This is a genomic window from Kitasatospora sp. NPDC097643 (assembly GCF_040302625.1).
GTDB lineage: Bacteria > Actinomycetota > Actinomycetes > Streptomycetales > Streptomycetaceae > Kitasatospora.
In genome coordinates, this window is record NZ_JBEOSA010000115.1 from 1 (window position 1) to 13699 (window position 13699).

8 protein-coding genes are annotated in these 13699 nt (G+C 74.2%); 2 read left to right on the forward strand and 6 right to left on the reverse strand.

Features of this window, described 5'->3' with window-relative positions; genetic code table 11:
- Positions 1–167 precede the first annotated feature (167 nt).
- Positions 168–1034, reverse strand: a complete 867-nt coding sequence (locus ABTY15_RS38405; protein ID WP_350606792.1) for an SAM-dependent methyltransferase — start codon at positions 1032–1034, stop codon at positions 168–170.
- Between the two features lie 159 nt (positions 1035–1193).
- Here ABTY15_RS38405 and ABTY15_RS38410 point away from each other — a divergent pair, with 159 nt between their 5' ends.
- Together ABTY15_RS38410 and ABTY15_RS38415 are read left to right on the forward strand one after the other, a co-directional pair.
- On the forward strand, positions 1194–2831 hold the full coding sequence (locus tag ABTY15_RS38410) for an alpha/beta hydrolase (protein ID WP_350606796.1): 1638 nt from the start codon (positions 1194–1196) through the stop codon (positions 2829–2831).
- Positions 2832–2994: 163 nt separating this feature from the next.
- Positions 2995–5964 (forward strand): AfsR/SARP family transcriptional regulator, encoded by a 2970-nt coding sequence (locus tag ABTY15_RS38415; RefSeq protein ID WP_350606800.1) that lies wholly within the window; start codon positions 2995–2997, stop codon positions 5962–5964.
- A 45-nt stretch (positions 5965–6009) separates the two neighbouring features.
- On the opposite strand, the gene ABTY15_RS38420 is transcribed toward ABTY15_RS38415, so the two are convergent.
- From ABTY15_RS38420 to ABTY15_RS38440, 5 genes are all read right to left on the reverse strand, one after another.
- The gene (locus ABTY15_RS38420; RefSeq protein ID WP_350606803.1) at positions 6010–6273 is read right to left on the reverse strand and encodes a hypothetical protein; all 264 of its coding nucleotides are present in this window, start codon (positions 6271–6273) and stop codon (positions 6010–6012) included.
- 105 nt (positions 6274–6378) lie between these two features.
- Positions 6379–7590 (reverse strand): cytochrome P450, encoded by a 1212-nt coding sequence (locus tag ABTY15_RS38425; protein ID WP_350606806.1) that lies wholly within the window; start codon positions 7588–7590, stop codon positions 6379–6381.
- 53 nt (positions 7591–7643) lie between these two features.
- Positions 7644–8723, reverse strand: coding sequence for a branched-chain amino acid aminotransferase (locus tag ABTY15_RS38430; protein WP_350606809.1), 1080 nt, complete (start codon positions 8721–8723; stop codon positions 7644–7646).
- 89 nt (positions 8724–8812) lie between these two features.
- Positions 8813–9163: a nuclear transport factor 2 family protein gene (locus ABTY15_RS38435; RefSeq protein ID WP_350606814.1), complete on the reverse strand. Its 351-nt coding sequence runs from the start codon at positions 9161–9163 to the stop codon at positions 8813–8815.
- Positions 9160–13626, reverse strand: a complete 4467-nt coding sequence (locus tag ABTY15_RS38440) for a non-ribosomal peptide synthetase (RefSeq protein ID WP_350606818.1) — start codon at positions 13624–13626, stop codon at positions 9160–9162. Before ABTY15_RS38440 ends, ABTY15_RS38435 begins: the two co-directional genes overlap by 4 nt.
- Between the last annotated feature and the right edge of the window lie 73 nt (positions 13627–13699).

The following is a 13699-nucleotide window of genomic DNA, read 5'->3' on the forward strand; positions in this document are numbered from 1 at the left end:
GGCTCCACACCTACAATCACCACCGCGGACACACCGCACTCGCAGGCAAACCACCCGCCAGCCGCATCCCCAACCTCACGGGACAGAACACCTAGGGCCTGTCCGGCCCTAGAGCTGACGGGGCGGCCGCTTCCGCAGCGGCCGCCCCGTCACAGGCAAGGAAACACCTAGGGCTTGCGGGCCAGCCCCGCGTACGCGGCCACCTCGTGGTCGCCGAGCTGTGGGCCCTCGCCCAGCTCGGGGTGCCAGCGGTTGATCAGCACCACTCCCGGGTCGTCCAGCTCCAGGCCGGCGAAGAACCGCTCGACGCCCTCGCGGGTGCGCAGGTGGTTCTCGATCCCCGCCTCCGAGTAGCGCTTGGAGCCGATCGCGACCCGGTCGGGGATCGAGTCGGTGGTGCCGGCGGTGAGGGCGAGGAAGCTGCCGGAGGGCAGTGCGTCCAGCAGTTTGCGCACTGGCGGGTGCGCCGCCTCGTCGGACAGGAAGTGCACCAGGTTGATCAGGGTGAGCGCGATCGGCTGGGTGAAGTCCAGGGTGGCGGCCACCGCCGGGTCGGCGAGGAACTTCTCCGGCTCGCGGATGTCGCCCTCGACGTAGGCGGTGCGGCCCTCGGGGGCGCTGGTGAGCAGCGCGCGCGAGTGGGCCAGCACGATCGGGTCGTTGTCGACGTAGACCACCCGGCAGGCCGGGTCGACGGCCTGGACGACCTCGTGCAGGTTGGGCGCGATGGGGATACCGGTGCCGACGTCCAGGAACTGGCGGATCCCGTGCACCTCGGCCAGCCGGCGGGTCATCCGGTGCATGACCGTGCGGGCGGCGTTGGTGGCCGCGCGCGAGCCGGGCCACTCGGTGAGGATCCGGTCGCCGACCGCGCGGTCCACCGGGAAGTTGGTCTTCCCGCCGAGCAGGTAGTCGTAGACCCGCGCCGGGTGGGCCTGGTCGGTGCGCAGGTCGACCGAGGGCATCTCCTCGTACCGGACCTCGCTCAGCCAGTCCTCGGCGTCGGTGTTCTCCGCGTGCTCCAGGTTCTCCACGCCCTGCCCTCCCCGTACGGCGTCGTCGGCACACTCAACCACAGGAGGTGATCGAGCGTCAGCCGGATCCGGACTGTACCCGAACCCCGTGCGCGGTGGGCGAGCGGGGCGGGAATACCCGAGGTGACCGGTGTGACTATCTGGTGATATTTGTGTGCGGTGCACCTCCAGCCCTCCCGTCTCCCCCGGCGTGCCGTCCCCGCCGCCCTCCTCGCCGCCGCCCTGCTCACCGGCTGTTCCGGCGGCGGTGGCGCGACCACCGCCGCCCCCGCCACGACCACCACCGGCGCGGCCCCCAGCCCGACCGCCACGCCCACCCCGACACCCACGGTGACGCCCACCCCGACGCCGACCGCCAAGCCGACCGGCGCCGACAACCCGGCGCTCAAGGCCTTCTACGGCCAGCAGCTCGCCTGGACCCCGTGCCCGGACGACCCGGAGACCGAGAAGGTCGACGAGTCCGTGGTGCAGTGCGCCACCCTCAAGGTCCCGCTGGACTACGCCGCCCCGGCCACCGACACCCTCGACGTGGCCGTGGTCCGCTACCCCGCCGCGCACGCCGACCAGCGGATCGGCTCGCTGCTGCTCAACCCCGGCGGCCCGGGCGGCTCCGGCGTCGGCATGGTCAAGTACAACCCCACCCGGTGGGACGGCACCCTGCACGACCGCTTCGACCTGGTCGGCTTCGACCCGCGCGGCACCGCGGGCACCAGCCCGGTCAACTGCCTGCCGGACCAGGCCCGGGACGGCTGGGTCACCACCGACGAGCCCGGCGCCGACCACGGCAAGCAGCTCGCCGACGCCTGCCAGGCCAAGTACGCCAAGCTGCTGCCGCACCTGAGCACCCGCGACACCGCCCGCGACATGGACGTGCTGCGCGCCGCCGTCGGCGACCAGAAGCTCAACTACCTCGGCATGTCCTATGGCACCTACCTCGGCTCGCTCTACGCCGAGGAGTTCCCGGACAGGGTCGGCCGGCTCGTCCTGGACGGCGCCACCTCCCCGTCCTTCTCGCTGGTGCAGCACAACATCGAGCAGCAGGCCGGGTTCGAGCGCGCCCTCAAGGCCTTCGCCGCCGACTGCGTCGGCAAGAACCCGTGCCCGCTCGGCAGCGACCCGGACCACGCCGCCGAGAAGCTCGCCGGCTTCCTCGACGGCCTCAAGGACAAGCCGCTCACCACCGCCAAGGGCCGCACCGTCACCGCCAACGCCGCCTGGACCGGCGTGCTCAGCCGGCTCTACGGCGGTGAGAAGGCCTGGACCGACCTGCGCAACGTGCTCGCCTGGGCCATGCTCCGCGGCAAGGGCGACTACCTGCTCGACCTCGCCGACGGCTACAACGGCCGTGACGACAAGGGCCACTACGGCGCCTCCGCCGACGCCTACACCGCCATCCACTGCGCCGACGGCGCCACCGACGCCCCGGCCGGCGAGCAGCTCCAGGCCGCGTACACCGACCTCGCCGCCAAGGCGCCGCTGGTCAGCAAGCACGACCCGACGCTCGCCCTGTTCGACCCGGACTGCCGGATCTGGCCGTTCCGGGCCACCGAGAAGCCGCACGTCATCAAGTCCACCGCAACCGCCCCGATCCTGGTCGTCGGTACCACCGGCGACCCGGCCACCCCGTACGCGTGGGCCGAGAAGCTCACCGCCGAGCTCGGCAACGCCGTGCTGCTCACCCGCGACGGCGAGGGCCACACCGCCTACGGGGCGAGCTCCTGCATCCGCGGCGACGTCGACGCCTTCCTGGTCGGCGGCACCGTTCCGGCCGCCGGGACGCACTGCCCGACGGACTGACGAACGGACCTGTTCACCGGAAGTACTTCCGGCGCTTTGTACATGATGAAATTGTGTTACTAATACGTAGGGATTGCCTCTCCGGGGGGAGAGAATCACTCTGCGCTGATCAACGGGGGTTGGACATCACTCAGTGATTCGGTTCGAGGGGGGACTGTCTGCCATGAGCCAGCCGATCCGTTTCTTCCTGCTCGGCCCCGTCTCCGCCGTCCGCGGCGAGGAGGCCCTGCCCGTCGGATCACCGTTGCAGCAGGCGATGATGGCCGCCCTGCTGCTGCGGGACGGGCGGGCCGCCGGGGCCGGGGAGCTCATCGAGGCGGTCTGGGGCGCCGCCGCACCGGTCAGCGCCTCGGCGATGCTGCGCACCTACGCCTGGCGGTGGCGCAAGGCGCTGGAGCCGGACCGCAGCGCGCCGGCGATCCTCACCTCGGTCGGGGACGGCTACCGCACGGTGCTGCCCGCCGAGAGCGTGGACGCCGTCCGGGCGGAGAGCCTGGCCGCCGCCGCGCTCGGCGCCACCCGCACCGGCGACGACCGAGACGGGGCCCGGCGGCTGCTCGACGAGGCGCTCGACCTCTGGTACGGCGAGCCGCTGGCCGGCGTGCCCGGACCCTTCGCCGAGCAGCACCGGGCCCGGCTCGCCGACCTGCGGGTCAGCCTGCTGGAGGAGAAGTGCGGCCTGGACCTGGAGTTGGGCGACCAGAGCCGCGCCGTCCCGGTGCTGCGCGAGCTCACCATCGAGCACCCGCTGCGCGAACGCCCCTACGTGCTGCTGATGCGCGGGCTGTACCAGAGCGGGCGGCAGGCCGACGCGCTCTCGGTGTTCGAGCGGGTACGGCGGCTGCTCGCCGCCGAACTCGGCATCGACCCCGGCCCCGAACTGCGCGACATGCACCAGCGGATCCTGCGCAACGACCCGGCGCTGCTCGGCACCGCCGCGCCGCACACCGCGCCCGCCGCCGCCCCGGCACCCGCCCCGCCGGCCCTGGTCCCGGCCCAGCTGCCCGCCGACATCGCCGACTTCACCGGGCGGGCGGCGGAACTGGCCGCGCTGCACGGGGCGCTCGGCCGGGCCGTCGAGGACACCGAGGACGACGCGGTGCTGCCGCTCGCGGCGATCTCCGGCATGGGCGGCGTCGGCAAGACCACCCTCGCCCTGCGGGTCGCGCACCGGCTGCGGGCCGGTTTCCCGGACGGCCAGCTGTACGCGGACCTGCGCGGCGACCAGCCCAAGCCGGCCGGGCCCAGCGTGCTGCTGGCCAGCTTCCTCACCGCGCTCGGGGTCGCCCCCAACGCCGTACCGGAGACCCTGGAGGACCGCTCCCGGCTGTTCCGCTCGCTGCTGGCCGGCCGGCGGGTGCTGATCCTGCTGGACAACGCCCGGGACGCCGCACAGGTCCGCCCGCTGCTGCCCGGCTCGGCGCGCTGCGCCGTCCTGGTCACCAGCCGGGCCCGGCTGTTCGGCCTGCCCGTCGCCGCCCAGGTCGACCTCGACGTGTTCACCCCGGACGAGGCCACCGGCATGCTCGCCCAGGCCGCCGGGCCCGGCCGGGTCAACGCCGACCCGGCCGCCGCCGGGGAACTGATCCGCTACTGCGGCCGGCTCCCGCTGGCGATCCGGATCGTCGCCTCCCGGCTGGCCTCCCGGCCGTCCTGGACGGTGGCCCGGCTCGCCGACCGGCTCGCCGCCGAGCAGCACCGGATGGCCGAACTCCAGCTCGGCGACCTCGCGGTGGCCAGCGCCTTCGACTGGGGCTACCGGCAGCTGACCCCGGAGCAGGCGACCGCGTTCCGGATGGTCGCCGCGGTGAGCCGGCCGGACATCGGCGTCCCCGCCGCGGCCGCGGTGCTCGCGGTGGACCAGCGCCGCGCCGAGGACCTGCTGGAGTCCCTGGTCGACGCGGGCATGATCGCCCAGACCCGGGCCGGCCGCTACCGCTACCACGAGCTGCTGCGCGTCTTCGCCTCCCAACTCGGCGATCCGGACGACCCGGTGGAGACCCGGACGGCCCTGAGCCGCCAGCTGGACTTCCTCCTCGCCACCGCCACCGCCGCCTTCCAGCAGGTGGTGCCGGGCGACCCGATCAGCGCCGCGCTGCGCACCCCGGCGGTGCCCGGACTGCGCTTCGACTCCCCCCGCGCCGCCGCTGTCTGGGTGGCCGAGGAGTTCGACGCGGCGATCACCGCCGTGCTGGCCGCCACCACCGCGGCCGCCTCGGCGGAGGACCTGCGCACCGCCGCCGACCTGCTGATCGCGCTCTGCCCGTTCGATGCGGACCCGCGCTACGAACGGCTCGCGGTGGCCGCGGCGGCGGTGTCGGCCGCGGCCGCCGACCGTACCGACCGGCACTCGCTCGGCCGGGCCGAGTTCATCCGGGGCAACCTGGCGGTGCAGGCCACCCGGCTGGACGAGGCCGCAGAGCACAGCCACCGCGCCGCCGTGGCCTGCCGGGCGGTCGGCGACCTGGTGATCCTCCAGCAGGTGCTCAACGACCTCGGTCTGCTCGCCCAGTTCCAGCACCGCTTCGACGAGGCGGTGCGGCTCAGCGAGGAGGCGCACGCGCTGGCCCGGGCCCTGGGCCACCGCACCGGGCAGACCGTCACCACGCTCAACGCGGCGATGGCCCGGGTGCGCGGCGGCCGGTCCGCCGAGGGCGCGCGGGCCTGCCGGGAGCTGCTGCCCGCGCTGCGCGCCGAGGCGGACCTGCCCGGGGTGTCGTACGCGCTGTACGTGCTGGGCATCGCCGCGCACGAGTCGGGCGCCTACCGGGAGGCGGTGGCCACCTACCGGGAGTGCCTGGAGGTCTGCCGGACCGCCGGGCTCGGGCTGCGCCGGGCCCAGGCCCGCTACCGGCTCGCCGACACCCTGCGCCACCTGGGCCGGGGCCCGGAGGCGGTCACCGCGGCCCGGCAGGCGCTCGCCGAGTGCGAGGAGCTGTCGGCCGAACGGGACCAGGCACACGCCCTGGTCGTGCTGGCCCAGGCGCTGGCCGACCGCGGCCCGACGGCCGAGGCCCGGGGGCACCTGCACCGGGCCCAGGGCCTGTTCGAGCGGCTCGCGATGCCCGAGGTCGGGCTGGTCGGCGACCTGCTGGCGACCCTGGACGCGGCGGTGTCGGCCGCCTCCGGGTAACCGGGCGACCCTGGGGCCGGTCCGGCGAACAGGCCCGGACACGCCCTAGTCGGCCGCCGGCGTGGTCGGGGTCGGGTCCCACACCTGGCTGGTGTTGTTCCAGACGTCGTGGCCGCCGCTGCCGGGCCCGGTGGGGCTCGGCGACGGCGTGCCGGGGGTGGCCGGGGTGTCCTGGACCGTCGAGGTGGTCCCCGTGGCACCGGCAGCCGATGAGCTCTCCGCCGTCGCCCCGACGGCCACCACCGCGCCCAGCACGGTGAGGGCGGCGGCGCTCCAGCGGACGGCGATGCGGCTGCGGACGCTCAACATGGTCTACCTCCTGGGTCGTTCTGCTGTGGTGCTGCGGTGCGATCAGCCTTCCAGCCGCCGATATCCACCCGATATCCGGGCCACGCCACGGCCGGGCCGGCCCGGTCAGCCCGCCGGGCGGAACTCCACCGGAAGGCTCTTCAGGAACCGGAAGTTGATGCTGTCGAGCCACTCCACCTCGCTGTTCACCAGCCGCAGCTCCGCCGTGCGGCGCAGCAGCGTGGAGACGGCGATGTCGATCTCCGCCAGGGAGAGCGCCGCGCCCAGGCAGTAGTGGATGCCGTGGCCGAAGGAGAGGTGGTCGTTGGCCCGGCGCCCGACGTCCAGGGTGTCCGGGTCGGCATAGCGCAGCGGGTCGCGGTTGCCCGCGCCGAGGACCAGGATGACGGGCTGGTTCGCCCCGATGAGGGTGCCCTCGACCTCGATCGGCTCGGTGGCGATCCGGGTGGTGAACTGGACGGAGCTGTCGTAGCGCATGAACTCGTGCGCGGCGTTGGCGGACAGCTCCGGGTCCTCGCGCAGCCGCTTGGCCTGGTCGGGGTGGCGGATCAGCGCCAGCACGGCGTTGGCGATCAGGTGGGTGGTGGTGGCCTGGCCGGCGTCGATCAGCAGCAGGAAGTTGGCGTACACCTCGTCGTCGGTGAAGTCCTCCTTGGCGATCTGACCGGCGATCATCTCGCTGAACCGGTCGGTGCTGGTGCCGGCCCGGCGCTCCTCGGCCACCCGGTCGAAGGCGGCGCGCAGGCCGGCGAGTCGGCCGAACTCGCGGCTGGACTGGCTGAACAGCTCGTGCAGCAGGCTCTGCCAGTTCTCCAGCAGGTGCGCCGCGTCCTCCGGGACGCCGGCCAGCGAGGCGATCATGCCCCGGGCGAGCGGCTCGGAGTAGTCGGCGACGACGTCGAACCGGCCGGCGGCCATCGCCCGGTCCAGCAGCGAGTCGGCGAGGTCCTGGATGACCGGCCGCATCGAGCGGATGAAGCGCGGGGTGAGCCCCGGCTTGATCAGTCCGCGCAGCCGGGCGTGCTTGGGCGGTTCGTTGAACAGCATCATGTCGGACAGGGTGTGGGCGAGCGGCGCGAGTTCGGTCTGCGCGGCGGGCGGCAGCTGCTCGTGGAAGTCGCCGATCCGGGCGCCGGACAGCCGTTCGTCCTTGCCCAGCCGGGTGATCAGGGCGTGGTCGAGGACCACCCAGCCCCGCATCATGTCGTCCCAGTAGACCGGGCCGCGCTCCCGGAGGATCCGGTAGAGGCCGTAGGGGTTCTGGGTCCATTCGGGACGGAACCCGTCCATCAGCGTCAGTGCGTTCGCGGCGGTCATGTCGTCCTGGTCTCCGGTCGGCTGGGCAAGGAACGTCGGGCGGATCGGGCGGGTCAGCGCGCGGTGTCGGCCCAGGCCGGCGGCTGCTCGCTGCGGCCGTGGTGGAGGTCCACCAGTTCGCGGTGCAGGCTGAGGGTGACCGGGCCGGGGGTGCCGTCGCCGATGACCCACTCCTCGCCGGAGTCGTGGATCGACTTGACGGGGGTGATCACCGCGGCCGTGCCGCAGGCGAACACCTCGGTGACCAGGCCCTGTTCGCACTCGGCCCGCCACTGGGCGAGCGGGACCCGCTCCTCGCGCGGGGTGAGGCCGAGCCGGGCGGCCAGCCCGAGGACGGTGTCGCGGGTGACGCCGGGCAGCAGGGTGCCGGTCAGCTGCGGGGTGACCACCTCGGCGCCCGGGCCGCTCCCCCGGACGAAGAAGATGTTCATCCCGCCCATCTCCTCGATGTGCTTGCGCTCGACCGCGTCCAGCCAGAGCACCTGCTGGCAGCCGGCCTCCTGGGCGCGGCGCTGGGCGAGGAAGGAGGCGGCGTAGTTGCCGGCCACCTTGACGTCGCCGGTGCCGCCGGGGAACGCCCGGGCGTGGTCGTGGCTGACCCAGGCGGAGACCGACTCGACGTTGTCGCCGAAGAACCCGGCGGCGACGAAGGCCATCAGCAGGAAGCGGAAGCCGTTGGAGGGCCGCAGCATCAGGGTGACGTCGGTGGCGAACATGATCGGGCGCAGGTAGATGCAGTGCGTCGGGTCCTCGGAGAGCATGCCGCCGTCGCGGGCGATCAGCTGCTCGATCGCGCCGACGAAGATCTCCTCGGGCAGTTCCGGCATGGCCAGTCGGCGGGCGGAGCGCTGGAACCGGCGGGCGTGGTCCTCGGGGCGGAAGGCGGCGACGGTGCCGTCCACCCGGCGGTGCGCCTTGAGCCCCTCGAAGATGACCTGGCCGTAGTGCAGGCCGATCGTCCCGGGGTGCAGGCTGATGTCGCCGAGCGGGCGCAGCTCGGCGCCGTGCCAGCCCTTGTCCGGGGTCCAGTCGATGCTGAAGAGGTGCTCGGTGAAGGCCTCGCCGTACCCGGGGTCGGTGATGACCCGGTCGGGGTCGACGGGGATGGCGTTGAGCTGCGCGGCGGCGGTCATGACGGGTTCCTCCGTGGGTGTGTGGGTGGGGGTCGGACGAGGTCGAGCGGGTCGGACCAGGTCGAGCGGGTCGGACGAGGTCGAGCGGGTCAGACCAGGGAGACGAAGAAGAAGGTGTCGCGGCGCTCGATCAGGCCGTCCGCGGTGAGTTCGAAGAACTCGGCGAAGCGGTGGGCGGCCGGGCGGCCGTCGCGCAGGGTGCCGCGGAAGCTGCCGTGCACGGCGGTCAGGCCGTCGGCCTGGACGACCCGTTCGAGCTGGTGGCGGCCCTCCTTGATGACCCGCTCCTCGGCGTAGAAGCGGCGCAGCCGTTCCCGGCCCACCAGCGGGTCGTAGCCGGGCCGGTGGTAGGCGGCCTCGGGGGCGAACCGGGCGACGAGTCCGGTGACGTCGTCGGTGTCGATCAACGCGTAGAACTCCCGGGCCTGTTCGATGTTCATGCGGTGCTCCTCGGGGTGGGGTCGTCGTGGGCCGGCTTCTCGGTGAGGGCGGCGGTGAGGGCGGCGGCGATCGCGGCGATCGGTTCCGGCCGGGTCATCGCGCCGTGGGTGCAGGCCAGGTCGTGGGTGTGGACGGCGCCGGTGACGTACCGGCGCCAGTCCTCGGGGCGGGGCGCGTCGGCGGGCTTGCCGAGCGTGGCGTGGAAGTGCAGCAGGTCGCCGCGGTAGCGGCCGCTCGCGCCGGTGTGGGCGAGGTTGGTGTTGTTGGCGAAGACCGCGGCGAGCGCGGAGACCTCCTGGTCGTCCAGGGCGGCGAGCGGGCTGCCGTCGCGGCGCAGCAGGTCCCGGAACAGCGGGCGGTCCACCTCCTCGGCGTCCTCGTCCTCGGACGGCTGGTGGCCGAGCGAGGCGAGCAGGGCGGCCAGGGTGCGCGGCTCGTCGGCGTCGAGCGGGCGGCCGGTGGCGGCCGGCAGCTCGGGGAAGCTGTCCAGGACGGCCAGCAGCTCGACCTCCTCGCCGGCGGCCTGGAGCTGGACGGCCATGGCGTGCGCGACCATGCCGCCGAAGGACCAGCCGAGCAGCCGGTACGGGCCGTGCGGGCGGACGGTGCGCAGCTCCGCGACGTAGTCGGCGGCCATCTCCGCGATGCCGTCCGGCAGGGCGCCGGGTTCGGTGAGGCCGCGGGCCTGGAGTCCGTACACCGGGATGCGCGCATCGAGGTGGCGGAGCAGTCCGGTGTAGACCCAGCTGATGCCGGCGCCGGGGTGGACGCAGAACAGCGGGGTGGCGCTGCCGCCGGGGCGCAGCGGGAGCAGCACGCCGAGCGCGTCGCCGGTGTCGTCGGCGCCGTCGCCGTGCAGCAGGTCGGCGAGTTCGGCCACGGTGGGCCGGTTGAACAGGTCGCGGATGCCGAGCTCGCTGCCGAAGGCGGCGCCGATCCGGCTGATCAGCCGGGGGGCGAGCAGGGAGTGGCCGCCGAGGGCGAAGAAGTTGTCGTCGGCGCCGACCGCGGGCAGGCCCAGCACCTCGGCGAACAGGGCGCAGAGCAGCTGTTCGCGCGGGGTGCGGGGGGCGCGGCCGGTGCCCGCGAGGGTGTGGTCGGGGGCGGGCAGGGCCTTGCGGTCGAGTTTGCCGTTGGCCATCAGCGGCAGGGCGTCGAGGACGAGGATCGCCGAGGGGAGCAGGTGGTCGGGGAGGGTGCCGGCGACGCCCCTGCGCAGCGCGGCCGGGTCGAGGCCCTGGTCGCCGACGACGTAGCCGACCAGGCGCTTGTCGCCGGGGGTGTCCTCGCGGACCAGCGCGACGGCCTGCCGGACGCCGGGTTGGCGGCTGAGTGCGGCCTCCACCTCGGCGGGTTCGATCCGGAAGCCGCGGATCTTCACCTGGTGGTCGGCGCGGCCGAGGAACTCCATCACACTGTCGGCCCGCCAGCGGACCAGGTCGCCGGTGCGGTACATCCGGGTGCCGGGCTCGAACGGGTTGGCGACGAAGCGTTCGGCGGTCAGCGCGGGCTGGCCGGCGTAGCCGCGGGCCAGGCCCTCGCCGGCCATGTACAGCTCCCCGGCCACGCCCGGCGGCACGAGGTTGAGGTGGCCGTCCAGGACGTACACCTGCTTGCGGGCCATCGGGCGGCCGACCGGGAGGGTGAGCGCGGTGGCGTCGGCCGGGACGGCGGTGTGGCAGAGCGCGTAGATCATGTTCTCGGCCGGGGTGTAGCCGTTGACCAGCCGGATCGCGCCGTCGCGCAGCTCCAGCAGGCGGCGCACGTGCGGCATGGAGGCGGGTTCGCCGCCGGTGAGGACCTGGTCGACGGCGGCGAAGGTCTCCGGGTACTCGTCGAGCATGAGGTTCAGCAGGCTGGCCGACAGGTGCACGGTGCTCACCCGGTGTTCGGCGACCAGGGCGGCGATGACGGCCGGTTCGGGCCGCTGTCCGGGCTGGAGGACGCAGGTGGCGCCGGACAGCAGCGGGCCGAACAGCTCCATGGCGAAGACGTCCCAGGAGACCGGGGCGCACTGCAGCCAGACCTGGTCGCTGCCGAAGTCCGCGAAGTCCTGGTCCCGGAGGGTCGCGACCAGGGCGCGGTGCGGGGCGAGGATGCCCTTGGGCCGTCCGGTGGAGCCGGAGGTGAACATCACGCAGGCGGCGTCGTCCAGGGCGACGGGCAGGCCGAGGTCGGCGGGGTCGTACCCGGCGATCCGTGCGGCGTCGGTGTCCACCGGCAGCGCCCGGGCGGCGGGCACCAGCGGGGCGCGTTCGGCGGTGGTGACCACGACGTCGCCGTCGACCTCGGCGAGCACGGCGTTCCAGCGCTCGACCGGGAAGTCGGTGTCCAGGACGGTGTAGCCGGCGCCGGCCTTGAGGGTGGCGAGGATGGCCACCACCAGGTCGGTACCGCGTTCCAGCAGCAGACCCACCACCTGGCCGCGGGTCACCCCGGCGGCCCGCAGGTGCCGGGCCAGCCGGTTGGCCCGGGCGTTGAGCTCGGCGTAGCTGAGCCGGTCGTCCCGGTGGATCAGGGCGGTCGCCTCCGGGGTGCGGGCGGCGACGGCCTCGAACACCTGGTGCGCGCAGGCGGTGAGCGGCACCCCGGCCGGGGCGTTCCAGTCCGTCAGCAGCCGGGCCCGCTGGTCCGGCCCGAGCAGGTCGAGCGCGCCGACCCGGCCGTCGGGGGCGGCGGCGGCCTCGGTGAGCACCCGGACCAGGCAGTCCAGCAGCCACTGAGCGGTCTCCCGGTCGAAGAGGTCCGCGGAGTACTCCAGCGAGCCGGCCAGGCCGGTGGCCGCTCCGGTCTCGTCCCGGCGCTCGGAGAAGACCAGGGCGAGGTCGAACTTGGCCCGGTCCCAACCGAAGTCCTCGAAGGCGGCCTCGACGCCGGGGAACTCCAGCCGGGCCTCGGCGATGTTCTGGAGTTGGAGCAGCACCTGGAAGAGCGGGTGGCGGGCGCTGGAGCGGGCCGGGTTGACCAGCTCCACCAGGCGTTCGAAGGGCACGTCCTGGTGCTCGAAGGCGCCGAGGTCGGTCTCCCGGACCCGGGCGAGGAGCTCGCGGAAGGTCGGGTCGCCGGAGGCGTCGGTGCGCAGCACCAGCGAGTTGACGAAGAAGCCGACCAGCTCGTCCAACGCCTCGTCGGTCCGCCCGGCCACCGACATGCCGATCGGCAGGTCGGTCCCGGCGCCCAGCCGCGACAGCATCGCGGCCAGACCGGCCTGGAGCACCATGAACAGCGTCACCCCGCTCTCCCGGGCCAGGGCGGCCAGCGCCCGGTGCAGGTCCGGGTCGAGCTCGGTGGACACCACGCCGCCGGTGAAGGAGGCCACCGCCGGGCGCGGCCGGTCGGCCGGCAGCGCCAGCTCCTCCGGCAGACCGGCCAACTGTCCTCGCCAGTAGTCGAGTTGCCGGGCGAGCAGGCTGTCCGGGTCGCCCTCCGCGCCGAGCAGCTCGCGCTGCCAGGCGGCGTAGTCGGCGTACTGCACCGGCAGCGGCGCCCAGCTCGGCGCCTGCCCGGCGCGGCGCGCCTCGTACGCGGTGGACAGGTCACGCAGCAGCGGGACCATCGACCAGCCGTCGGTGGCGATGTGGTGGCTGACCAGGAGGAGGACGTGCTCGTCCGGGCCGAGGGTGACCAGGGTGGGCCGCAGCGGCAGGTCGGCGGCCAGGTCGAAGACGTACGTGGCGGCCAGGGAGACCGTGGCGTCCAGCTCCGCCTCGGTGCACTCGGCGAGGTGCAGCTCCGGGCGGGCCGGGTCGGGGTCGAGGATCCGCTGGTACGGCTCGCCGTCGCGCTCGCCGAAGACGGTGCGCAGCGCCTCGTGCCGGCCGACCAGGTCGGCGAGGGCGGTCCGGAGCGCGGGCACGTCGAGCGGGCCGCGCAGCCGCAGCGCCAGCGAGCTGTTGTAGGTGTCGCTCGGGCCCTCCAGGCGGGAGACGAACCAGAGCCGGCGCTGGGCGAAGGAGAGCGGCTCGGCGCCGGTGCGCGGGACGGGCAGCGGCGCGGGCCGGGCGCCGACCAGGTCGTCGAGCAGGGCGGCGAGGCGGCGGGGGGTGGGGCGCTGGAAGAGGTCACGGATCCGCAGTTCGGCGTCCAGGGCGGTGCGGATGCGGCTGATCAGGCGGATCGCGAGCAGGGAGTGCCCGCCGAGGGCGAAGAAGCCGTCGTCGACGCCGACCCCGTCCAGGCCCAGCACCTCGGCGAACAGCGCGCAGAGGATCTCCTCCTGCGGGGTGCGCGGCGCCCGGCCGGTGCTGGTGGTGGCGGAGTAGTCGGGGGCGGGCAGGGCGCCGCGGTCCAGCTTGCCGTTGGGCGTCCGGGGGAAGGTGTCCAGGACGACGACGGCGGCCGGGACCATGTACTCGGGCAGGTTCTCGCCGACCAGGTCCCGCAGGGCGGTCGGGTCGAGGCCCGGGTCGCCGAGGACGTAGCCGACCAGGCGCTTGTCGCCGGGCACGTCCTCGCGGGGCACCGGGGCGACGTCGCCTGACCGGCCGCCCGCGTGAAGGCTTCGAGAAAAGGGACGCCCGCCCGCACCGGACGCC

Excerpts from the sequence above, each read along its gene's own strand:
- ABTY15_RS38415 (WP_350606800.1), top strand. The coding sequence starts at position 2,995 with ATGAGCCAGCCGATCCGTTTCTTCCTGCTCGGCCCCGTCTCCGCCGTC.
- ABTY15_RS38420 (WP_350606803.1), bottom strand. The coding sequence starts at position 6,273 with ATGTTGAGCGTCCGCAGCCGCATCGCCGTCCGCTGGAGCGCCGCCGCC.
- ABTY15_RS38425 (WP_350606806.1), bottom strand. The coding sequence starts at position 7,590 with ATGACCGCCGCGAACGCACTGACGCTGATGGACGGGTTCCGTCCCGAA.
- ABTY15_RS38430 (WP_350606809.1), bottom strand. The coding sequence starts at position 8,723 with ATGACCGCCGCCGCGCAGCTCAACGCCATCCCCGTCGACCCCGACCGG.
- ABTY15_RS38435 (WP_350606814.1), bottom strand. The coding sequence starts at position 9,163 with ATGAACATCGAACAGGCCCGGGAGTTCTACGCGTTGATCGACACCGAC.